This is a genomic window from Pseudomonas sp. CFBP 13602 (assembly GCF_014842725.1).
Lineage (GTDB): Bacteria > Pseudomonadota > Gammaproteobacteria > Pseudomonadales > Pseudomonadaceae > Aquipseudomonas > Aquipseudomonas baltica.
Map to the genome: position 1 here is coordinate 174316 of NZ_JACYVT010000005.1, position 22844 is coordinate 197159.

The 22844-nt window shown below is 64.2% G+C and carries 22 protein-coding genes; 11 read left to right on the plus strand and 11 right to left on the minus strand.

Going from position 1 to position 22844, the window contains the following annotated elements; translation table 11 throughout:
• Positions 1–33 precede the first annotated feature (33 nt).
• From IFU31_RS12035 to IFU31_RS12060, 6 genes are all read left to right on the plus strand, one after another.
• Complete coding sequence (locus IFU31_RS12035; protein ID WP_192103080.1) at positions 34–2319, plus strand: ABC transporter permease subunit; 2286 nt, start codon at positions 34–36, stop codon at positions 2317–2319.
• Between the two features lie 16 nt (positions 2320–2335).
• Entirely contained in the window at positions 2336–4006 is a 1671-nt protein-coding gene (gene pstA, locus IFU31_RS12040) for a phosphate ABC transporter permease PstA (RefSeq protein WP_192103082.1), read from the plus strand.
• 117 nt (positions 4007–4123) lie between these two features.
• On the plus strand, positions 4124–5023 hold the full coding sequence (gene pstB / locus IFU31_RS12045; RefSeq protein WP_446731033.1) for a phosphate ABC transporter ATP-binding protein PstB: 900 nt from the start codon (positions 4124–4126) through the stop codon (positions 5021–5023).
• Positions 5013–5771, plus strand: a complete 759-nt coding sequence (phoU, locus tag IFU31_RS12050) for a phosphate signaling complex protein PhoU (RefSeq protein WP_043192144.1) — start codon at positions 5013–5015, stop codon at positions 5769–5771. The genes pstB and phoU overlap by 11 nt, the downstream gene beginning before the upstream one ends.
• Positions 5772–5911: 140 nt before the next feature.
• Positions 5912–6817: a response regulator gene (locus IFU31_RS12055; protein WP_122479984.1), complete on the plus strand. Its 906-nt coding sequence runs from the start codon at positions 5912–5914 to the stop codon at positions 6815–6817.
• A 70-nt stretch (positions 6818–6887) separates the two neighbouring features.
• A complete protein-coding gene (locus tag IFU31_RS12060; protein ID WP_185794657.1) occupies positions 6888–7784 on the plus strand; it encodes a peptidoglycan DD-metalloendopeptidase family protein in 897 nt (298 codons plus the stop codon).
• A 9-nt stretch (positions 7785–7793) separates the two neighbouring features.
• On the opposite strand, the gene IFU31_RS12065 is transcribed toward IFU31_RS12060, so the two are convergent.
• From IFU31_RS12065 to phoB, 3 genes are all read right to left on the minus strand, one after another.
• Positions 7794–9134, minus strand: coding sequence for a hemolysin family protein (locus tag IFU31_RS12065; protein WP_043192150.1), 1341 nt, complete (start codon positions 9132–9134; stop codon positions 7794–7796).
• 412 nt (positions 9135–9546) lie between these two features.
• A complete protein-coding gene (gene phoR / locus IFU31_RS12070) occupies positions 9547–10812 on the minus strand; it encodes a phosphate regulon sensor histidine kinase PhoR (RefSeq protein WP_197975906.1) in 1266 nt (421 codons plus the stop codon).
• Between the two features lie 71 nt (positions 10813–10883).
• Entirely contained in the window at positions 10884–11573 is a 690-nt protein-coding gene (phoB, locus tag IFU31_RS12075; RefSeq protein WP_122479981.1) for a phosphate regulon transcriptional regulator PhoB, read from the minus strand.
• A gap of 144 nt (positions 11574–11717) precedes the next feature.
• On the opposite strand from phoB, the gene IFU31_RS12080 reads away from it, so the two are divergent.
• Complete coding sequence (locus IFU31_RS12080; RefSeq protein ID WP_122479980.1) at positions 11718–12113, plus strand: COG4315 family predicted lipoprotein; 396 nt, start codon at positions 11718–11720, stop codon at positions 12111–12113.
• An 84-nt stretch (positions 12114–12197) separates the two neighbouring features.
• On the opposite strand, the gene ubiA is transcribed toward IFU31_RS12080, so the two are convergent.
• The gene (gene ubiA / locus IFU31_RS12085; protein WP_122479979.1) at positions 12198–13088 is read right to left on the minus strand and encodes a 4-hydroxybenzoate octaprenyltransferase; all 891 of its coding nucleotides are present in this window, start codon (positions 13086–13088) and stop codon (positions 12198–12200) included.
• Complete coding sequence (locus IFU31_RS12090) at positions 13088–13633, minus strand: chorismate--pyruvate lyase family protein (protein WP_446731034.1); 546 nt, start codon at positions 13631–13633, stop codon at positions 13088–13090. The genes ubiA and IFU31_RS12090 overlap by 1 nt, the downstream gene beginning before the upstream one ends.
• Positions 13634–13813: 180 nt before the next feature.
• Between IFU31_RS12090 and IFU31_RS12095 the strand changes: the two genes are divergently transcribed.
• The 3 genes from IFU31_RS12095 (at position 13814) to IFU31_RS12105 (ending at position 15038) form a co-directional block, all read left to right on the plus strand.
• Positions 13814–13981, plus strand: a complete 168-nt coding sequence (locus IFU31_RS12095; protein WP_122479977.1) for a rubredoxin — start codon at positions 13814–13816, stop codon at positions 13979–13981.
• Between the two features lie 218 nt (positions 13982–14199).
• A complete protein-coding gene (locus IFU31_RS12100; RefSeq protein ID WP_192103086.1) occupies positions 14200–14481 on the plus strand; it encodes an HU family DNA-binding protein in 282 nt (93 codons plus the stop codon).
• A 185-nt stretch (positions 14482–14666) separates the two neighbouring features.
• Entirely contained in the window at positions 14667–15038 is a 372-nt protein-coding gene (locus IFU31_RS12105) for a helicase (protein ID WP_192103088.1), read from the plus strand.
• Positions 15039–15054: 16 nt separating this feature from the next.
• Here the strand turns inward: IFU31_RS12105 and IFU31_RS12110 are convergent, their stop codons facing one another.
• The 6 genes from IFU31_RS12110 to exbB form a co-directional block, all read right to left on the minus strand.
• A complete protein-coding gene (locus IFU31_RS12110; RefSeq protein ID WP_185794661.1) occupies positions 15055–16452 on the minus strand; it encodes an aminoacyl-tRNA deacylase and HDOD domain-containing protein in 1398 nt (465 codons plus the stop codon).
• A gap of 88 nt (positions 16453–16540) precedes the next feature.
• On the minus strand, positions 16541–18616 hold the full coding sequence (gene recG / locus IFU31_RS12115) for an ATP-dependent DNA helicase RecG (protein ID WP_192103090.1): 2076 nt from the start codon (positions 18614–18616) through the stop codon (positions 16541–16543).
• Positions 18613–19539: a hydrogen peroxide-inducible genes activator gene (locus IFU31_RS12120; protein ID WP_122479974.1), complete on the minus strand. Its 927-nt coding sequence runs from the start codon at positions 19537–19539 to the stop codon at positions 18613–18615. Before IFU31_RS12120 ends, recG begins: the two co-directional genes overlap by 4 nt.
• A 93-nt stretch (positions 19540–19632) precedes the next feature.
• Positions 19633–20376 carry an energy transducer TonB gene (locus tag IFU31_RS12125; protein WP_122479973.1) on the minus strand — a complete coding sequence of 248 codons (744 nt, stop codon included), beginning with the start codon at positions 20374–20376 and terminating at the stop codon, positions 19633–19635.
• Positions 20373–20798, minus strand: a complete 426-nt coding sequence (gene exbD, locus IFU31_RS12130) for a TonB system transport protein ExbD (protein ID WP_122479972.1) — start codon at positions 20796–20798, stop codon at positions 20373–20375. The genes IFU31_RS12125 and exbD overlap by 4 nt, the downstream gene beginning before the upstream one ends.
• Before the next feature lie 3 nt (positions 20799–20801).
• Positions 20802–21782 (minus strand): tonB-system energizer ExbB, encoded by a 981-nt coding sequence (gene exbB / locus IFU31_RS12135; protein WP_192103092.1) that lies wholly within the window; start codon positions 21780–21782, stop codon positions 20802–20804.
• Positions 21783–21977: 195 nt separating this feature from the next.
• Between exbB and IFU31_RS12140 the strand changes: the two genes are divergently transcribed.
• A complete protein-coding gene (locus IFU31_RS12140) occupies positions 21978–22829 on the plus strand; it encodes an SDR family oxidoreductase (RefSeq protein ID WP_192103094.1) in 852 nt (283 codons plus the stop codon).
• The last annotated feature ends 15 nt before the right edge of the window (positions 22830–22844 follow it).

A 22844-nucleotide genomic window follows, 5' to 3' on the forward strand; every position in this document is an offset into this window, starting at 1 on the left:
GTTTCTGTCATACAGGATCGCTAGGGTGTGCGCATGAACGATCTGGCCAATTCCCCGATGACCCCGACTTCTCCACCCAAGCGCATCGATTTCAACACCCCCGAGATGCAGCGCAAGCGGCGTATTCGCGCGCTCAAGGATCGCTTCACGCGCTGGTATGTGTTGGTCGGTGGCCTGGCCGTGCTGGCCGCGATCACCTTGATCTTCTTCTTTCTCGCCTACGTGGTGGTACCGCTGTTCAAAGGCGCAGACCTGACGGTCGAGCCGCCGCTGCATCCCGCTTGGCTGCAGAATGCCGGCAAGCCTCTGGTGTATGCGCTCGAAGAGCAGAACGAGGCGGGCATGCGCGTCTCGGAGCAGGGCACGGCACTGTTCTTCAATGCTCATACCGGGGAAGAGCTGTCGCGCACGGCGTTGCCGATTCCCGCCGGCGTGACCGTGACCGCCAGCGCCAAGGACCAGCCAGGTGCGCCACTGGTGGTACTGGGCCTGTCCAACGGCCAGGCTCTGGTGTTTCGCCACACCTACCGGGTGACTTACCCGGGTGGCAACAAGACGGTGACCCCGGCGATCGAATACCCCTACGGCAACGCCCCCATCGAACTTGATCCTCAAGGCCGCGCGCTGGAGCGGGTGAGCATCAATGCCAGCGATTCCAGCCTGATCCTGGCCGGCTCGACCGGTGACCAGCTCCACGTGCTGCAGCTCACCCGCGAAGAAAACATGATGACCGGCGAGGTCGCCAACGAGCAGAAGCGCATCGAGCTGCCGCAGATGAACCAGGCGGTGAAGGCGATCTTCATCGACCCGCGCCAGCAGTGGCTTTATGTGATCAACGGCCGTGCCCAGGTCGATGTTTTCAGCCTGCGCGACCGCAGCATGAACGGCCGCTACAAGCTCAGCGAAAACGCCGACACCCAGATCACCGCCAGCGCCCAGTTGGTCGGCGGCATCTCGCTGATCATCGGCGACTCCAGGGGCGGCCTGGCGCAATGGTTCATGGCCCGCGACGAAGACGGCGAACCGCGCCTCAAGCAGATCCGTACCTTCCAGATGGGACACACGCCGATCATCCAGATCAGCTCCGAACAGCGGCGCAAGGGCTTCACCGCCCTGGATGCATCCGGCCAGCTGGGGGTTTTCCACAGCACGGCGCACCGCACCCTGCTGGTCGAGCCCGTGGTCGACGGCGCGGGTATCTACGCCATGGCGCCGCGGGCCAACAAGCTCATGGTCGAAGCCAACGGCGCGTTGCAGCCCTTGACCCTGCACAACCCGCATCCGGAAGTTTCGTGGAGCTCGATGTGGAGCAAGGTCTGGTACGAAAACTACGACAAACCAGCCTATGTCTGGCAGTCGACCGCAGCCAACACCGATTTCGAACCCAAGATGAGCCTGGCGCCGCTGACGTTCGGCACCTTGAAGGCCGCGTTCTACGCAATGCTGCTGGCCGCACCGCTGGCCATTGCCGCGGCGATCTACACCGCCTACTTCATGGCCCCCGGCATGCGCCGCAAGGTCAAGCCGGTCATCGAGCTGATGGAAGCCATGCCTACGGTGATCCTCGGCTTCTTCGCCGGCCTGTTCCTGGCACCTTATGTCGAAGGTCACCTGCCCGGTATCTTCAGCCTGCTCCTGCTTACCCCGCTGGGCATCCTGAGCGCAGGTTTCGTGGTCAGTCGCCTGCCGGAGTCGATCCGCCTGCGCATTCCGGACGGTTGGGAAAGCGCGATCCTGATCCCGGTGATCCTGCTGGTGGGCTGGTTTGCGCTGTACATGAGCCCGTTCCTGGAAACCTGGTGGTTCGGCGGCGACATGCGCCTGTGGATCAGCAACGACCTGGGCATCACCTACGATCAGCGCAACGCGTTGGTGGTGGGCCTGGCCATGGGCTTCGCGGTCATTCCGAACATCTATTCGATTGCCGAGGACGCCGTGTTCAGCGTGCCGCGCGGCCTGACCCTGGGTTCGCTGGCGCTGGGCGCCACACCCTGGCAGACCCTGACCCGGGTGGTGATTCTGACCGCGAGCCCAGGCATCTTCTCGGCGCTGATGATCGGCATGGGCCGGGCCGTGGGCGAAACCATGATCGTGCTGATGGCCACCGGCAACACACCGGTCATGGAAATGAACCTGTTCGAAGGCCTGCGCACCCTGGCGGCCAACGTCGCGGTGGAAATGCCCGAGTCGGAAGTGGGCGGCAGTCACTACCGCGTGCTGTTCCTCTCGGCCCTGGTGCTGCTGTTGTTCACCTTCGTCATGAACACCGCGGCCGAGCTGATTCGTCAGCGCCTGCGCAAAAAGTATTCGTCGCTTTGAGAAAAGGTAGCCAGCTGTGAAGCAGAACTCCCTGAAAGGCTGGTTCAAGAGCGGCTCGCCCGGCGTATGGCTGAGCGGCGGGGCCGTGTCCATCGCGGTGATCATGACCCTGGGGCTGCTGGCGGTGATCGCCGTGCGTGGCCTGGCACATTTCTGGCCGGCCGACCTGATACACGCCAGCTACAACGTGCCGGGAATGGCCAACCACCTGGTCATCGGCGAAATCGTGCAGAAGGAAGAGGTGCCGCGCGAACGTCTGAAAAGTGCCGGCCTGCCGGTGCCGGACAGCGGCCCCGAATTCATGACCCGCGAGCTGGTCAAGGTCGGCAACCGCGACATCAACGGTGCCGATTTCACCTGGATCGTCGGCGACTGGTTGGCCGAGCAGAGCACCCCGCCCGAGCTCATGGCGCTGGAGCGGCGCGAGTGGGGCAATTTCTATGGCTACCTGGTCAATATCAAGGAACAAGGCAAGGTTGTCGCCGAGGGCGAAACTGCCTGGCCGGAACTGCAAAGCCGCATCACCCGGGTCAGCGACCTGGCGGAGGCACTGAGGCGGCTGGAGAAGTCCGATATCGGCAAGGTCAACGCCGGCCTGGAAAGGCTGCGCCTGCAGGCCCGCCGACTGGAGCTCGAAGGCCAACTCACGCCTGTGGCGCAGGCCGACATGGACGCCGAGCGCGCCGAGCTCGACGCGAGTTACAAAGACATCGAAACCCGCCTGGGCGCGCTGCATGCCCAGGTCAATCGCGACAGCCTCACGGTGCGTGACGCCAACGGCAAGGAAATCGAGGTTCAGCTGGGCCAGATCGTCCACGCCTATCAGCCCAATGCCATGAATACGCTGACCAAGCTGGGTTTCTATTTCAGCAAGATGTGGGAATTCCTCAGCGATGACCCGCGCGAAGCCAACACCGAGGGCGGGATCTTTCCAGCCATCTTCGGCACGGTGATGATGACCCTGATCATGGCCGTCATCGTCACGCCGTTCGGCGTACTGGCGGCGGTCTACCTGCGTGAGTACGCCAAGCAGAATACCTTCACGCGTCTGATCCGCATTGCGGTGAACAACCTGGCGGGTGTACCGGCCATCGTCTATGGCGTGTTCGGCCTGGGGTTCTTCGTCTATGTGCTCGGTGGCTCGCTCGATCGGCTGTTCTTTCCCGAGGCCCTGCCGGCGCCGACCTTCGGCACGCCGGGGCTGTTGTGGGCGTCGCTGACCCTGGCCCTGCTGGCGGTGCCGGTGGTGATCGTGGCCACCGAGGAGGGCCTGGCACGAATTCCGCGGACCGTGCGCGAGGGCTCGCTCGCCCTCGGCGCGACCAAGGCGGAAACCCTGTGGAAGATCGTCCTGCCCATGGCCAGCCCGGCAATGATGACCGGCATGATCCTGGCCGTGGCCCGCGCTGCTGGCGAGGTGGCGCCGCTGATGCTGGTGGGTGTGGTCAAGCTGGCGCCGTCGCTGCCGCTGGACGGCAACTACCCGTACCTGCACCTGGACCAGAAGATCATGCACCTGGGCTTTCATATCTATGACGTCGGTTTCCAGAGCCCCAACGTGGAGGCCGCGCGACCGCTGGTGTATGCCACCGCATTGCTGCTGGTGCTGGTGATCGCTACGCTGAACCTGTCGGCAGTGTGGATCCGCAACCACTTGCGCGAGAAGTACAAGGCGCTGGACAGTTGAGGGGTGTGTCAGTGATGACCCCTTCGCGGGCAGAGCCCGCTCCGCCTGCGAACAGGTCATCACAGCCCTTGGAATATTCCGACGTTGAACCGAATTTGACAGCCTCTGGAGTCTGCCATGCAGCATGAAAACCCATCCCATGGCATCAACCTGTCGGCCTTGGGGCGCGACAAGCAGAGCCTGAACCTGGCGAAAGAGACCGTGGCCATCGAAGTGCCCGGCCTGAGCCTGTTCTACGGCGACAAGCAAGCGCTGTTCGACATCGGCATGAACATTCCCAAGCAGCGCGTGACCGCCTTCATCGGCCCGTCGGGCTGCGGCAAGTCGACCCTGCTGCGCACCTTCAACCGCATGAACGACCTGGTCGATGGCTGCCGCGTACAGGGTGCCATCAACCTCTATGGCCACGACATCTATAGCAAGGGCGAGGACGTCGCCGAGCTGCGTCGCCGTGTCGGCATGGTGTTCCAGAAGCCCAACCCGTTCCCCAAGACCATCTACGAGAACGTGGTCTACGGCCTGCGCATCCAGGGCATCAACAAGAAGCGCATCCTCGATGAAGCGGTCGAGTGGGCGCTCAGGGGCGCAGCCTTGTGGGACGAGGTCAAGGACCGCCTGCACGAGTCGGCGCTGGGCCTGTCCGGCGGCCAGCAGCAGCGTCTGGTGATCGCCCGCACCATCGCCGTCGAGCCCGAGGTACTGTTGCTCGACGAACCGTGCTCGGCGCTCGACCCGATTTCCACGCTCAAGGTCGAAGAGTTGATCTACGAGCTCAAGTCCAAGTACACCATCGTCATCGTGACCCACAACATGCAGCAGGCCGCGCGGGTGTCGGACTACACGGCGTTCATGTACATGGGCAAGCTGGTGGAGTTCGGCGATACCGACACGCTGTTCACCAATCCCGCCAAGAAGCAGACCGAAGACTACATTACCGGTCGCTACGGCCAGGGCTTCGCAGCGGTTGCTGGCATCATCCCGAGTGGACGCACCAAGGATTCGACTCATGATCAGTAAAGAAGGCCTCACCCATCACATCTCGCAGCAGTTCAACGCCGAACTCGAGGAGGTGCGCAGCCACCTGCTGGCCATGGGCGGGCTGGTCGAGAAGCAGGTCAACGACGCGGTCACCGCGCTGATCGAGGCCGACTCCGGCCTGGCCCAGCAGGTGCGCGAGGTCGACGAGCAGATCAACCAGATGGAGCGCAACATCGACGAGGAATGCCTGCGCATCCTCGCACGTCGACAGCCCGCGGCCTCCGACCTGCGGCTGATCATCAGCATTTCCAAGTCGGTGATCGACCTGGAGCGCATCGGCGACGAATCGACCAAGATCGCCCGTCGCGCCATCCAGCTGTGCGAGGAGGGCGAGTCGCCGCGTGGCTACGTCGAGGTGCGGCACATCGGCGACCAGGTACGCATCATGGTGCGCGACGCACTCGACGCCTTCGCCCGCTTCGACGCCGACCTGGCTCTGTCGGTGGCGCAGTACGACAAGACCATCGACCGCGAGTACAAGACGGCGCTGCGCGAGCTGGTGACCTACATGATGGAAGACCCGCGCTCCATCTCCCGAGTGCTCAACGTTATCTGGGTGCTGCGCTCGCTGGAGCGCATCGGCGACCATGCGCGCAACATCTCCGAACTGGTGATCTACCTGGTGCGCGGTACCGATGTGCGGCACATGGGCCTCAAGCGCATGAAGCAGGAAGTCGAAGGCACCCTCGACAGCGCTAATGTTCTGGACCAACCTGACGATAAGTAAGGTGGCCCGACACGAACGCCCGGCCTTTGCCGGGCGTTTTTCATTGTGGGTCGAAGCGAGGCAGCCGTGTGGCCAGCCACGCCACGTGGCACGTGGCCCTTGGCGAGCGGTAATGCCTGCGCGGTTTTCAGGAGCGGTCGATGAGCAAGATCAGTGTACTGGTAGTGGATGACGCGCCGTTCATCCGCGATCTGGTGAAGAAATGCCTGCGCAATGCCTTTCCCGGCATCGTCGTCGAAGATGCAGTCAACGGACGCAAGGCGCAGTCCTTGATGATGCACAACAGTTACGACATGGTGCTGTGCGACTGGGAAATGCCGGAAATGTCAGGCCTTGAACTGCTGACCTGGACCCGCGAGCAGGAAAACAGCAAGACCTTGCCCTTCATCATGGTGACCAGTCGAGGCGACAAGGAAAACGTCGTGCAAGCGATCCAGGCCGGCGTTTCCGATTACATCGGCAAGCCGTTCACCAACGAACAGCTGATGACCAAGGTCAAGAAGGCCCTGGCCAAGGTCGGCAAGCTGCAGGCATTGGCCGCCGGGGCGCCGACTCGCCAGCAGGCCGCTTCGGCCTTTGCCAACGATTCACTCAGTGCGTTGACCTCGGGCCGTGCCGAGCCTGCACGGGCTGCAGCACCGGCGTCTCGTCCTGCCAGCCCACTATTGGCAGGTGCAGCGCCGCCGCCCCCGCGAGCTTCAGCGCCCATGGGCCGCGGGCAGGGCCAACTGCGCTTGCCGGGTGGCAGCCAGCAGTGCGTGATCAAGGCCCTGAGCCTCAAGGAAGCGTTGCTGGTGGTACGCCGCGCAGCCGTGTTGCCCCAGGTGCTGGAGTTGGCTGTCCTGGACCTTGAGCAGGGCGAGAATGCCGAGGTGGCTCGCCTCAACGGCTACCTGCACGCCGTCGCCGCTTTCGAGCCCAAGCCCGACAGCGACTGGCTGCAGCTGACGTTCCGTTTTCTCGATCAGGATGCGCAGAAGCTCGACTACGTTTCGCGCTTGATCGCCCGTGGATCGGTGCAGAAACATTTCGTGCCAGGCGCCTGACAGATGGCACATTGCCGCTGCGCCGATACCTGCTAATCTTGGCGCTCGTTCCCCTTCAGACATCGCCCCCATGGTCTATCGCCTCCTGCTGATCTGCGGCCTGCTCGCGGCCGCCCCCATGGCTCAGGCGGCGACCGTCTACAAGTTCACCAATGCCGATGGCGTCACCTCCTATACCGACCGGCCCGTGCCCGGCGCGCGGGTCTTCGTGCTGCGCGAGCGCATCGTCGAGCGCATCGACCGGCAGGTTCGTCTGGAGGTGAAGAAAGGCAAGGGCAGCGCCAATTTCATGGTGCGCAACGATCTGTACGCGCCCGTCGAGGTCGAGCTGAAGCTGAGCAAGTTGCGCAACGTGCAAGGCCTGCCGCCCAGCAGCATCCGCCGGGTGGTGCCCGCGCGCAGCAGCGTCAGCCTGGTGGTGCTCACGGCCCAGCAGGCCGGCAAGCCGTTGGGCTATGCGCAGACGCTGGTGTCCTCGATCGGTGACCCGCAGGGCGAGGCGCATGGTTATCGCTATCCGTTCCCATGGCGCGGCGGACCTTTCCGCCTGACCCAGGGCCCCAATGGCAAATACAGCCATTTCGGCGCCAAGGGACGCTATGCCATGGACATCGCCATGCCCGAAGGCACGCCGATCATAGCGGCGCGCGGCGGCACGGTGATCAAGGTGGAAAACGAGCAGGACAATCGCGGTGACAACCCGTCGGGCAACTTCGTGCGCATCCTCCACGAGGACGGCACCATGGGCGTCTATCTGCACCTGATGCGCGGTTCGGTCAGCGTCAGGGAGGGGCAGCAGGTCAGTGTCGGCTCGGCGCTGGCGCGCTCGGGCAACACCGGCAACAGCACCGGCCCGCACCTGCATTTCGTGGTGCAGCGCAACGTCGGCCTGGCGCTGGAATCGATCCCCTACCAGTTCGACCGGCCACTGGGCGTGCTCCCCAACTTCGCCGTCGGCGGCCAGTAGGGTTTCACATCACTCGATCTTGAGCACCTTGGCCAGGATGATCTTGGGCCCCTTCATCTTCTTGATAATGATGCGCAGCCCTTCGACTTCCAGCAGCTCTTCTTCCTCGGGCACCCGCTTGAGGGTCTCGTAGATCAAGCCTGCCAGGGTTTCCGCCTCGATGTGATCCAGGTCCACGCCCAACAGCCGCTCGACCTTGAACAGCGGCGTGTCGCCACGCACCAGCAACTTGCCGGGCTGATAGGCGAGGATGCCGCGCTCGGCCTTGCGATGTTCGTCCTGAATATCGCCGACCAACACTTCCAACACGTCTTCCATGGTCAGATAACCGATGATCTTGCCGTCGGCTTCCTCCACCAGGGCGAAGTGTGCGCCGCCCTTGCGGAACTGCTCCAGCAGGCGCGACAGCGGCATGTGCCGCGACACGCGCTCCAACGGGCGGGTCAGCTCGGCCAGGTTGAACGACTCCGGCAGGTGGTCGAGTGCGGCCAGCTCCAGGAGCAGGTCCTTGATGTGCAACAGGCCGACGAATTCTTCGCGCTCGGTGTCGTACACCGGATAGCGGCTGAATTTATGCCGGCGAAACATCGCCAGGATTTCCTTGAGCGGCGCGTTGAATTCCAGGCTCACCAGGTCTTCGCGGGAGTTGGCCCAGTCGACCACTTCCAGCTCGCCCATCTCCACTGCCGACGCCAGCACGCGCATGCCTTGGTCACTGGGGTCCTGGCCACGGCTCGAATGCAGGATCAGCTTGAGCTCGTCGCGGCTGTAGTGATGTTCGTGGTGCGGGCCGGGCTCGCCCTGGCCGGCGATGCGCAGAATGCCGTTGGCGCTGGCGTTGAGCAGGTAGATGGCCGGGTACATCGCCCAGTAGAACAGATACAGCGGCACGGCCGTCCACATCGACAGCAGCTCGGGCTTGCGGATCGCCCATGACTTGGGCGCCAGCTCGCCGACCACGATGTGCAGGTAGGAGATGACGAAGAAGGCACTGAAGAACGACACGCCCTTGATCACTTCCGGCGACTGCACGCCGACTGCGCCCAGCAGGGGTTCGAGTATGTGCGCGAAGGCCGGCTCACCGACCCAGCCCAGGCCCAGCGAGGCCAGGGTGATACCCAACTGGCAGGCGGACAGGTAGGCGTCCAGCTGGCTGTGCACGGTACGCAGGATGCTGCCGCGCCATCCATGCTTCTTGGCGATGGCTTCCACGCGGGTCGAGCGCAGTTTGACCATGGCGAACTCGGCGGCAACGAAGAAGCCGTTGAGCAATACCAGGAACAGAGCGAAAAGAATCATGCCGAAGTCGGCGAACAATGACGAAAGGGAGATGCCTGTGGAAGGGTCCATGGTGGCGTTTTACGGTGTCCGTGTGCTGGAAGGGAAGTGAGGCGATACCCGGCGCGGGTAATGTGTTTGGCAATGTAACGGCTGGGCGGGCACTTGCCTAGTGGGGTGCGCCGATAAGGCTGCCATATGCAGCGTTCTCCCAACAGACTGCAGCGCCTGCTTCGCGGCCAATGACCGCTCCTACAGGAACACCACGATTCCCGTAGGAGCGGTCCGTGGCCGCGAAGGGCGCGCCGCTCCCCCCTGCACCGTAGCACATGCTTCGCGGCCAATGGCCGCTCCTACAGGAACACCACGATTCCCGTAGGAGCGGTCCGTGGCCGCGAAGGGCGCGCCGCGCTCCCCCCTGCACACCGCAGCGCCTGCTTCGCGGCCAATGGCCGCGCCTGCGACAGGATCGCGCCCTGTGCGGTTACCGAATCACTACCTGCACCGCCGAGAAGTGGCAGGTGAAGAGGCTGCCACGGCCCGGCACGCTGCTGATCTCCAGCGTGGCCCGATGGCGCAGCAGCACGTGCTTGACGATGGCCAGGCCCAGCCCGGTACCGCCGGTGTTGGAAGCCCGGCTCGAGTCCACTCGGTAGAAGCGTTCGGTGAGGCGCGGCAGGTGCTTGGCGTCGATGCCGATTCCCGAATCCTGGACCCGCAGATGGGCGCCCTGGGCATCGGCCCAGCAGCGCACACGGATGGTCCCCTGTTCCGGCGTGTATTTCACCGCGTTGAACACCAGATTGGAGAACGCACTGCGCAACTCGGCCTCGCTGCCCTTGAGCAGTACATCGTTTTCGATGTCCAGGCTGATCGTCTGGTTACGCGGTCCGGACAAGGCCCGCGCGTCGCTGACGATGCTCTGCAGCAGAGGCGTGACCGCCACCGGCAGGTTGTCCGAGGGGTAGTCGGTGGCTTCCAGTTTGGCCAGCAACAGCAGATCGTTGAGCAGGGTCTGCATGCGCACGCCTTGCTGCTCCATCTGCTGCAGGGCCCGGGTCCAGCGTGGATTGACGTTTTCGACGTTGTCCAGGAGGGTTTCCAGGTAGCCGGTGATCACCGTCAGCGGCGTGCGCAGCTCGTGGGACACGTTGGCCACGAAATCCTTGCGCATCTGCTCCAGCTGATGAATGCGGGTCACATCGCGCACCAGCATCAGGTGTTCGTTGTTGCCGTAGCGGGTGATCAGAAACTGCACGCGCAGGCGGTCGTTGACCGGCGAGGGGATTTCCAGAGGCTCGGCGTACTGCTCGTGCGCAAAGTATTCCTTGAAGCGTGGATGGCGTATCAGGTTGGTCACCGGTTGGCCGCTGTCCTGCGGGGTCTTGAGCCCCAGCAGGGTTTCGGCGGCGCGGTTCCACCATTCCAGGTTGCCGTCGGCGTCGAGCATGATCACCGCATCGCGCAGCGCCGCAGTGGACTCCTGCACGCGGTCGATCACGGCCTGCAGCCGCCCGCGCGCGCGCTGATCACGGCGCTGCATGTGATAGATGCTGTCGAACACTTCACCCCACAGGCCATAACCGTCGGGCGGCGGCTGGTCGGGCTGGTGCTCGCGCAGCCAGCGGTGCAGGCGCAACAGTTGCTTGAGGGTCCAGGCCAGGTACACCGCCAGCCCCGCTGCCAGGCACCAGCCGTAGTGGCCGGTGAGCATGCCGACCAACAGGCACCCCGCCACCAGCAGCAGCATGTGACGCACCAGGGTGGCATACCAGTCTTGTTTCACGTATCGCGCATCCTTTGCTGTGAAAGCCTGCCGGTTCAGCTCTTGGTGGAGAAGCGGTAACCGGTGCCGCGCACGGTTTGTACCAGATTTTCGTAGGCGTCACCCAGGGCTTTGCGCAGGCGCCGAATATGCACGTCCACGGTGCGCTCTTCGACATAGACGTTGCCACCCCAGACCTGGTCGAGCAACTGCCCGCGGGTGTAGGCGCGCTCCTGATGGGTCATGAAGAACTGCAGCAGGCGGTATTCGGTGGGGCCCATTTCGGCAGGCTTGCCGTCGATGGTGACGCGATGGCTGATCGGGTCGAGCAGCAGGCCGCCGACTTCGATCGGCGATTCGCCATCGCTGGGGCCGGCGCGGCGCAGCACGGCCTTGAGCCGGGCCACCAGTTCGCGCGGCGAGAACGGCTTGGTGATGTAGTCGTCGGCACCGACTTCCAGGCCCTGGATCTTGTTGTCTTCCTCGCCCTTGGCGGTGAGCATGATGATCGGGATATCGCCGGTCAGCTCGTCGCGCTTGAGGCGCCGGGCCAATTCGATGCCCGAGGTGCCGGGCAGCATCCAGTCGAGCAGGATGAGATCGGGTTTGCGGTCGACGATGATCGCGTGGGCCTGCTGCGCGTTCTCCGCCTCAAGGCTGTCGTAGCCTGCCATTTCCAGGGCCACGGCGATCATTTCGCGGATCGGTGCCTCATCGTCGACGATGAGAATGCTCCTGCCAGCCATTGTGCGAACCTCTTGTCATTACCCTGTCATGCGCCGCATTAGATAACGCAATTATTGCAGTCGTGTGACAGGTGTTCGAGCGTATCAAATTAGTCAGACTGTACTAAGCTGTAAATCCCTGTTCATTGAAGACGAGAAGCACTCATGAAGACTCGCACGACTTCGGCCTGGACGGCCCTGTGTGGCGCCCTGGCGCTGACGCTGTCCGGCATGGCGATGGCCGCCGATCATCCGCGCCTGGAACCGGGCAAGGCATTCGTCGATGGTCGCGGCATGACGCTCTATACCTACGCCGAGGACGAAGACGGCAAATCGACGTGCAACGCCGACTGCGCCAAGAACTGGCCGCCGCTGATGGCCGACAAGGGCGCCAGCGACGATGGCGACTGGACCGTGCTCAGCCGCGACGACGGCAGCCTGCAATGGGCCTACATGGGCAGCCCGCTGTACACCTACAAGGGCGACAAGAAGCCTGGCGAAACCAGTGGCGATGGCAAGAAGGAGAATGCCTGGCAGGTGGCGCGCCCTGTAGAAGACTGATCCGCTTCGCGCGCTACGCTGCAGCTGCCAGGGACGGCATCGACGCAACGCGCCTAAACGCAGAGCCCGTCAACGCAAGGCCCCTCAACGCAACGCATAGTCGAGCACGATACCGACGAAAATCGCCAGGCCCACCCAGTGGTTGTGCAGAAACGCCCTGAAGCAGGCCATCCGCTCGCGCTCGCGGCTGTGCCACCACTGCCAGCCGAAGCACACGGCGGCTACCGCCAGGCCTGCATGAAACCAGCCGCCGAGGCCGAACCGCGCGCCGGCCAGCAGCAGGCAGGCCAGCGCCAGCCCCTGTAGAATGACGATGATCAACCGATCGGCAGCGCCGAACAGGATGGCGGTCGACTTCACCCCGATGCGCAGGTCGTCGTCGCGGTCGGTCATGGCGTAATAGGTATCGTAGGCCACCGTCCACAGCAGGTTGGCGATCCACAGCAGCCAGGCGGCGGCTGGCAGCTCGCCGGTTTCGGCGGTGAACGCCATCGGCATGCCCCACGAGAACGCCATGCCCAGCACCACCTGTGGGTAGTAGGTGTAGCGCTTCATGAACGGGTAGCTCGCCGCCAATACCAGACCGCCGACCGACAGGCCGATGGTCTGGGCGTTGGTGCACAGCACCAGAATGAAACTGATGCTGACCAGTACGGCAAAGAACACCAGTGCTTCCTTGCTGCTGATCTTGCCGCTGACCAGTGGCCGCGCTTCGGTACGTTTGACGTGTCCGTCGACCTTGCGGTCGGCGAAATCGTTGATCACGCAGCCGGCCGCACGCATCAACACCACGCCGGCAACGAAAATCGCCAGGTTGGCCAGCGAAGGCCGACCTTCGCCGGCGATCCACAAGGCCCACAGCGTCGGCCAGAGCAGCAGGTAGACGCCGATGGGCTTGTCCATGCGCGTGAGCTGGACGAAATCCCAGGCGCGCGGGTTCAGCCGGTTCAGCGACTTGAGCAGGCTCTGGTACATCAACGGCTCTCCACTTGGGTACGAACGGCTTGCCACAGCGGCGGCAGGAAGACTTCGGCAACCAGCACCGCCAACGGGCCGCGGTCGAAACGCGAGCGCCGCGCCCACAGGCCCTCGCCAGCCTGCTGCGCGGGCAGCCACCGGGCCGGGTAGCGGCAGGTCTGGATGGGGCCGCGGACGAACGCCGGGTCGCAGAACAACAGCTCGCCCAGCGAACGGTTGCCCAGCGCCTGCAGATCCAGGTCGCTGGCCTGCAGGCCGCTGCGCGCCGCCACGCTGCGGGCGAACACCCACGGCTGGCCGTGACCGAGCAGGCAGACCTCGCGCACCCAGCCCTGGCTGGCCGGCGGCACCCCCAGCGCCAGGCATTCTTCATCGCGCAGCGGCTGCCAGTCCTGCAGCAGCACGGTGACGCCGAAATGATCATCGCTGAGCTGGATCAAGCGGCGGGTCAGGGAGCCTGGGTCGAACAGCCAGTCGTGTACCAGCGGTTCGGCATTGGCCAGGCATTGCCAATCGGGGGAGGGGTATCCTGAGTGGGGCACGGTAGTGGATCGGGTCGGCCGGAAAGACGCCGAGCTTATCATGTTTGCCGACGCCGATTGGCTGCCCGCGCCTGATGAAGCTTGCATCGCACGGCGTTGATCAGTACAAACCGCGAGAGCCGGGTGACAACGTCACACCATCGAGCGCCCGCCAGACCGCCTGAATACCAAGGGGAAATGATGAAGAAGTGGCAATGTATCGTCTGTGGCCTGATCTATAACGAAGCCGATGGCTGGCCCGAGGACGGGATCATCCCTGGAACCCGCTGGGAAGACGTGCCCGAAGACTGGCTTTGCCCCGATTGTGGCGTGGGCAAGATGGATTTCGAAATGATCGAGATCGGCTGATTGCTACCCACAGGCAGGCCCGGCGTGCGGATCGGCGCCGTTCTGTCGGAATAACCGGCATCTGGCCGCAACAAACCCGTGGCAGACACTGGCGCGCCCTCGTGCAGCGTGCCATTCTCACTCCGTCTGCCGCAGCGTAGAGCCTGCGGCGAGTTGGGCGTCGCCGTCCTCCAGGCAGCCGCCAATAAAAACAAAAACCGTCAATGAGAGGCTTCACCATGCGTAAACCAGAGCTCGTAGATGCCATTGCTGAAAAAGCGGACCTGACCAAGGAACAGGCCAACCGCGTCTTGAATGCCGTACTCGAAGAAATCACCGGCGCACTGCATCGCAAGGACAGTGTCACCCTGGTGGGCTTCGGCACCTTCATCCAGCGTCACCGCGGCGCCCGCACCGGCAAGAATCCGCAGACCGGCGAGCCGGTGAAGATCAAGGCCAGCAACACCGTTGCCTTCAAGCCTGGGAAATCTCTCAAGGACAGCGTGAACAGCACCAAGTGAGGTGTCTGCTGCCGCGCCGCTGAGCGCAGCCCGCCATGGCACCCGGTTCGCCGGGTGCCTGCGACGTACGCGCCGCCGCCACGGCCGGCATACCTGCCAAACATCGTGCCCAGGCGTAGCCGGGCTGCCTTGGCCAAGGCATTGCCGGTACACTCGCCGGCACTTTCCCGTGCCGAGACTTCGCCATGAAATTCCGCCTTCTGCTCTGGGCCATGGGCCTGATGATGGCCCGCGCCAGCCGCAACAATCCGGCATTCGCCCAGCAACTCAAGGACAAGGACCTGGTGTTCCAGCTGCAGACACTGGACGGCAAGATCGCCCGGCACTTCACCGTGCGTAATCAACGCGTGACCAGCCGCAGCGGCAGCGTGGCGCAGCCGGCCTTCGCGATTGCCTTCAGGGATGCCGGATACGGCTACGACACCTTGCAGGCCAGCAATAAACAGCTGGCCTTCATGCAAGGCATCCAGGACAAGCACATTCAGATCAAGGGCAATCCGGCACTGGTCGTGTGGTTCCAGGGCGCGATGAAGTACCTAAGGCCGAAAAAGCGCTGAGGCACCCGCGCACCGGTCAGTCGAACTGATGGGCCAGCTCGCGCAACAGCGCTTCGGCTTCCAGCACCTTGCTCACGACATCTTCGGCCTTGTCTCGGCTCAGCTCCAGGCGTTCGAGCAGGGCGTCCGGAATGTGTTGCTCGCCACTGCCGATACCGCGGCTGCGCAGCAAGCGGATGGCCAGGCAGACCAGGTTGGCGTAGGCGGCGTGCTCGCCGGTGTAGCCAGGGTCATGCTGAAAGCGCAGCGCCGTGCTCAGCTCTTCCGGCATTTCCCAATAGCGCATCAGCCAGGCACCCATCTGCTCGCGGGTGACACCCAGCAGGTGCTGCTCGACGAAGTCATGTTGCAGATGCGGATTGACCTCCAGGTGGCGACAGATCAAGGAAAAATGCGGCGGAAAGACGTGGGCGAGCAGCAGGTAGCCAAAGTTGTGCAGCAAACCGGCCAGATAAGTGAGGCCTGCCTCCGGACGACTGGCCCGAGGCATGGCACGCGTCAGGCCTTCGATCACCGCCGCGACGTAGATGGACTGGTGCCAGTAGGGCGTGGCGTGCTGAGGATGATCCTTGGGCAGGCTCATGGTCTTGCCCAGGGCGAGGCCCAGCGCCAGGTTGATGACCAGGTCGAAACCCAGCACGCGGACGATGGCATCTTCCACCGAACGGATCTTGCCCGGTGACGCGTAGTAGGGTGAAGCGGCCCAGCTGACCACTTGCGCGGCCAGCGCCGGGTCGGTTTCGACCACGCCGGTGATGTCGTCGATGGTCGCGTTGGGGTCGACACGCAGCTTGATGATTTTCTGCGCAGTGGCCGCCAGCGGTGGAATCTCGATGGTCGACTCCAGGCGCTGCTGGATTCGCCGTGCAGTGAAATTCTGCACGGCGCGATCGATTTCCTGGCTGTCGTCGTCGGGGCGATCGAGGTTGGGGCGAACATTGGCCAGTGGTTCGCCAAACACGCCTGAGCTGGCCTTGGTGAGCATCTTGCGGAAATCGTCGCCGCTGATCTCCAGCCATGTACCCGGTTCCCCGGAACTGATCAGCAGCGTGGGTTCGAGCATCAGGCGCTCATCGTACAGGCACGGCGAACTGGTGAGGATCGGCAGGGCCGGGAGCACGGTCAGCTGGTGCTTGCCCAGCATCTTCATCAGGCGCTCTTCGGGCACCGCGGTGAGCTTGCGCCCAGTCAATTCGGCCAGGCGGCTGAGGTCCAGCAGCTTGCTCTGCGGAAACAGCACCATGAGCGCGCCGATCGCATCGGCCAGCAGCACGGCCTGGATCGTACGACTGGCATCGGCAGCGGTCACGTGCTGTGCGTCCACCTGGCTCCAGGCGATGCCGAAATCGTCGAGCATCTTCTGGATCACCGAGGCGGCGTGCGGAGTGACGGCTTCCAGCGCATATTCATTCATGGTCTGCATCCATTGTCCTACATTCGCCTCAGTATACTCAGCTTGTCTGGGAAACCGAGACCTCTATCGCGCAAGTTTCCGGCGCGCGTCAGACTTGACCGTATTGCTGCCCGTGGCGCAGCCAGCGTTCCAGCAGCGGCGTGACGTGCCCGGGCCAGCGTTCGATCAGCACTTGGGCAGCGTCGCGCACGGCCGGCAGCAGGTCGGCGTCGCGCATCAGGTCGGCGACCTTGAACTGCAGCAGTCCGGTCTGCCGGGTGCCGAGCATCTCGCCAGGGCCCCGCAGCTGCAGGTCCTTTTCGGCGATCACGAAGCCGTCATTGGTCTCGCGCATGATGCCCAGCCGTTCCCGGCCGATCTGCGACAGTGGGGGGTGGTAGAGCAGCACGCAGTGGCTGGCGGCACTGCCGCGACCGACCCGACCGCGCAACTGGTGAAGCTGGGCAAGCCCGAGACGTTCCGGGTTCTCGATGATCATCAGGCTGGAGTTGGGTACATCGACCCCGACTTCGATCACCGTGGTAGCGATCAGCAGCTGCAGTTCGCCGGCCTTGAACAGCGCCATCACCGCGGCCTTCTCGACCGGCTTCATGCGCCCGTGGATCAGTCCGACGCGCAGCTCGCCAAGGGCCAGGGTCAGCTCTTCGAAGGTACTCTGCGCGGCCTGACAGGTCAGCTCTTCGGATTCCTCGATCAGGGTGCAGACCCAATAGGCCTGGCGGCCCTCGGCACAGGCGGCGCGCACCCGCTCCACCACTTCCGGGCGACGGCTGTCGGCCACCAGCACCGTGTTGACCGGCGTGCGCCCGGGTGGCAGCTCGTCGAGCACCGAGGTGTCGAGGTCGGCGTAGGCGCTCATGGCCAGGGTCCGCGGGATGGGCGTGGCGGTCATGATCAACTGGTGCGGGCACAGGGTGCCGCCCACGCCTTTCTGCCGCAGCGCCAGACGCTGCTGCACGCCGAAACGATGCTGCTCATCGATGATCACCAGGGCCAGGCGGGCGAACTGCACCTCGGCTTGAAACAGCGCGTGGGTACCCACCACCATGGGCGCGCCGCCGACGATACGCTCCAGTGCACTGACCCGCGCCTTGCCCTTGAGCTTGCCGGCCAGCCACGCGACTTCGATGCCCAGCGGTTCGAGCCAGCGCTGGAAGGTGATGAAATGCTGTTCGGCGAGAATCTCGGTCGGCGCCATCAGGGCCACCTGATAGCCCGCTTCCAGCGCTTGCAGTGCCGCGAGGGCCGCCACTACTGTCTTGCCCGCACCAACGTCGCCCTGCACCAGGCGCAACATAGGCTCTGGCTGGCTCAAGTCGTAGGCGATCTCGGCACCCACGCGACGTTGAGCGCCGGTTGGCGCAAAACCCAGGTTGTCCAGATAGCGCCCCGGCAGGTCTTTGGCCAGGGGCAGGGCGGGTGCGCGCTGGGCACGCAGGCTTTCGCGCAGGCGTTGCTGCGAAAGCTGATGGGTCAGCAGCTCTTCGAAGGCCAGGCGGTGCTGAGCCCAGTGATGACCGACCGCAAGCTCCTCGAGATCGGCGTCCGGTGGTGGGCGATGCAGGTAGCGGATCGCTTCGTCCAGCGGCGCCAGTCGATGCTCGCGCGCCAACTCCAGGGGCAACCAGTCGGGCAGGCTGCGCGGCCCCAGCAGGTCGAGGGCCTGCTGGGACAACTGACGCAGACGCTGCTGGGTCAGGCCTTCGGTGGTCGGGTAGATCGGCGTCAGGTTCTGTTCGACCGGAATGTCTTCTTCGCCGGTCAGGACGCGGTATTCGGGGTGGTAGATCTCCAGCCCCGAAGCGCCGGGCCGCGCTTCGCCGTAGCAACGCAGGTGCGTGCCGCGCTTGAGCGCTTCCTTCTGGGCATTGCTGAAGTGATAGAAGCGCAGGCTCAACGAACCGCTACCATCGCCCAGGCGTACCAGCAGGCTGCGTCGCTTGCCCATGGACACGTCGGCGCCACTGACCACCCCCTCGATGACCGCATCCTGGCCGGGATGCAGGGCGCCGATCGGCACCACGCGGGTACGGTCCTGATAGCGCAGGGGCAAGTGGAACAACACGTCCTGCAGGTTTTCAAGACCGACCTTGGCGAGTTTTTCCGCCATGGCCTCGCCCACGCCCTTGAGCGCGGTAACCGCTACCTGAGCCAGCTCGGTCATGGCGCGTCGCGGCCCACCGGTTTGGCCACCGAACACAGGCGGATCGAGTCGGCGAGGATCTCGATCGCCTTGGGCCGCGGGAAGCTGGCGCGCCAGGCGATGGCCACGGTGCGGAACGGCGTCGGCGGGGTCAGTGGGCGGACTTCGATGATGCCGGGGGCGTAGTGATGGCTGTCGACTGCCGACAGCGGCAGGATCGAAACACCCAGGCCCGACGCGACCATGTGCCGAATGGTTTCCAGCGAACTGGACTCGACGGTGGTGTGCTTGGCACCCTCCGAACCCTTGGTCAGGGTGGGGCAGGCTTCCAGTACCTGGTCGCGGAAGCAGTGGCCTTCACCCAGCAGCAGCAGGCTCTTGTCGTTGAGCAGGCCCGAGTCGATGGTTTCCTTGCGCGTCCACGGGTGGTCGGCAGGCATCAGCACGTAGAACGGCTCGTCATAGAGCGGCAGGGTCAGTACATCGGCTTCGTTGAACGGCAGCGCGATGATCACCGCGTCCAGCTCACCGTTGCGCAGCTTGTCGCGCAGGATGTGAGTGAAGTTTTCCTCGATGTACAGCGGCATCTGTGGCGCAACGCGGTGCAGTTGCGGAATCAGGTGCGGGAACAGGTACGGGCCGACGGTGTAGATGGCGCCGACCTTGAGCGGGGCCGTCAGCTGGTTCTTGCCAGCCTGGGCCAGTTCGCGAATGCCTTGGGCCTGCTCGAGCACCTTCTGTGCCTGGGCGACGATGCCTTCACCCACCGGGGTCAGGCGCACGGCGCTCTTGCTGCGTTCGAAGATCAGCACGCCGAGCTCGTCCTCGAGCTTCTTGACGCCTACCGACAGGGTAGGCTGGCTGACGTGGCAGCGTTCGGCAGCGTGGCCGAAGTGTTGTTCCTGGGCCAAGGTAACGATGTAGCGCAATTCTGTGAGGGTCATAACGTGCGTCCATGAAGTTGCGAGCCCAGCATAGCGGCTGCAACCGATAGACGCACGTTATCAACCGTGCTGAAACGCATCAATATCCGCGATTCAGCGCTTGTCCAGCGAGTAGACGAAAGGTGCGACCACTTCCAGGCTGCCGTTGACCAGAATCTCGGCCGGCGGCTTGGGCAAGGGTTGCGCTCGACGGATCATCTCCATGGTCGCGCGATCCAGTGCGGCACTGCCTGAACCGCCGGCCAGGGAGTAGGACAACACCTTGCCGTCGGCGTCCACCACGAAGCGCAAGCGGTTGACCCCGGTCATGCCGCGACGACGCGCGTCTTCGGGGTATTTCTTGTACTTGGCCAGATGACGCAGCAGGTCGCTCTGCCAGCTGGGCAGCGCGTTGCTGTTGGATGGCACACTTGGCGCGGGCGCTGCCGGCTTGGCCGGTTGCGGTGGAGCAGGGCGGCTGTCGACGGTCTGTTCGGCCGGCGGTTGCTCCTTGGGCGGTTCGGGTTTCTTCTCGACCTTGGGCGGCTGCGGTTTGGGCTTGGGCTTGGGCGGCGTCGGCTTGGGCACGGAGATAGTCGGCTTGGGCGCTTCGGCCAGCTTCGGCAACGGATCCTCGACCACCGGTTCGGGCGGCGGAGGGGGTGTGACGACCTGGGGTGGCGGCGGTGGTGCAGGCTCGGGCAGCGGCGCCATCTCCACCATCATGGCCTGCGGTGGCAGCTCGATGGGCTGCGGCGCGGGCCAGTTCAAGGCAATCACCACGGCAACTGCATGCACGCCGAGGACTACCGCCAGGCTGGCACCATAACGCGTCGTTTTCTGGCGCGTCGTGATCATTGCTTGGCTGCCGTCTCGAGTCCGACCAGGCCTACCTTCAGGTAGCCCGCGCCGCGCAGGGTATTCATCACTTCCATCAGGTCGCCGTAATCCACGCCCTTGTCGGCCCGGAAGAAGATGGTCGTGTCCTTGTTGCCGTGAGTCTTGGCGTCGAGGATCTGGCCCAGTTGCGCACGCTCGATCCGGTCATCGCCCACGTACAGGTTCTGATCGGCCTTGACGCTCAGGAATACCGGTTTTTCGGGCCGCGGCGCCGGCTTGGCGGTGGACGCAGGCAGGTCGACCTTGATGTCCACGGTCGCCAGGGGTGCGGCGACCATGAAGATGATCAGCAGCACCAGCATGACGTCGATGAACGGCGTCACGTTGATTTCATGGTTTTCGGCGAGATCATCGCCGCCTTCGTTCAGGTGCAGGCCCATAGGTCAGCCCACCTTGACCATCTGCGGCTGAGCTGCGCGCTCGCCTGGCTGGTGGTCCAGGTCGCGGCTGACCAGCAGCAGCACCTGCGCCGAAGCGTCCGATACCTGCGCCTTGTAGCCGGCGATGGAGCGGGCGAAAACGTTGTAGATGACCACCGCGGGAATGGCCGCGACCAGGCCCAGTGCCGTGGCCAGCAGGGCCTCGGCGATGCCGGGTGCGACCACCGCCAGGTTGGTGGTCTGGGTCTTGGCGATGCCGATGAAGCTGTTCATGATGCCCCACACGGTGCCGAACAGGCCGACGAAGGGTGCGGTGGAACCGATGGTGGCCAGCACGCCGGTGCCCATGCTCATGTTGCGGCCGCAGGCAGCTACCAGGCGCTCGAGACGGAAGCTGACGCGCTCCTTTATGCCTTCACGCTCGCGCGCATTCGCCGACAGGTGCATTTCTTCGAGCGCGTCGTGTACCAGCAGGTTGGCCAGCGTGCCCTTGCGGGTGGCAGTCTCGCTTGCCTGCTTCAGGTTGGCGGCCTTCTTCAGCGCGGCAATTTCACCCTTGAGGCGACGCTTGGCGCCCAACAGCTCGAAGCCCTTGGCGATCCAGATGGTCCAGGTGATGATCGAGGCGATGGCCAGGCCGATCATTACGGCCTTCACCACGATGTCGGCGTTCTGGTACATGCCCCAGGGCGACAGGTCGTGGCCCATGCCCAGGGTGGTGTCCTCGACCAGCGCCTGCTCGGCCGGCGCCGAGGCCAGTTGCTCGGATCCCTGCGCAGGAGCCGCAGCAGGCACGGCATTGGCCGGTGCGGCGGGTACTGGTGCCGCGGCTGCGGTGCTGGCGGGCGCCGTATTGGATGCATTGTTCGGAGCGGTGGCGTCGGCGAATGACAGCGGGGCGATGGCCAGGCCCAGCAGCAACGCTGCAATGGCGCTCCATGCGCGTGGCTGGTTTGGCGAAGCGGAAGGGTGTTTGCGAATCATGCTGGCCGGACCTGAGAAGAGAGAAAAAGGGGTCAACGTTCTTCAAGGCCTCGCGAAAGGCCGAGAACAGATTGGGGAAGTATTATTGCAAGTAATTCTTGTTAGCAAAAGTAATAATGTAACTTATTTAATTCCGCTGGCCGCCAAAGCCCCGGCGCAGGTAGGCTCGACGCCTGACATTCAGGAGCCCTGCGCATGACCTCACCCACTGTATTGATAGCCGGTTGCGGCGATATCGGCAGTCGCGTCGCCCGCCGTCTGTTGGCGCTGGACTGGCGCGTGTACGGCCTGCGGCGACAGGTCGAGCAGCTGCCCACCGGTGTGCTCGGCGTCGCCGCCGACCTGCATCAGGCACGATGCCCCGACGCCTGGCCACGGGAGCCCCTGGATTACCTGCTGTATTGCGTGGCCGCCACCCAGCATGACGAGGCGGGTTATCAGGCGGCCTATGTCGACGGTCTGCGCCATGTGCTGGCCTGGTTGGCAGAGAACCGGCAGACACCCAGTCGAATAGTCTTCGTGTCCAGCAGCAGCGTGTACGGACAGAGCGAAGGGGAGTGGGTCGATGAGACCTCGCCGGTAGCGCCAGGCGGATTTTCCGGGCAGCTGATGCGCAAGGCCGAGCAACTGGCGCTGAACGCCCCGGTGCCGGCGACCGTTGTGCGCTTGACCGGCATCTATGGTCCTGGCCGTGAGCGGTTGGCGGCTCAGGTGCGCGAGGGGTATCAGGTCGCGTCGCAGCCACCGCTGTATGGCAACCGCATTCACGCGGACGATGCCGCCGGCCTGCTGGCGTTCGTGCTGCAAGCGGATGCTCGGGGTGAGGTGCTGGACGATTGCTATATAGGTGTCGACGACGCCCCGGCAGCACTGCACGAGGTCGTGGACTGGCTGCGGGCGTACCTTGGCGTCACCCATCGGTCGCAGACCCAGAGCATTCGCCGCACCGGTTCCAAGCGCTGCAGCAATGCGCGCGCCAAGGCGCTCGGCTGGCTGCCGCAGTACCCCACCTACCGTGAGGGCTACGCAGCCTTGCTGGAACGATAGTCGTGCATTCGCCTG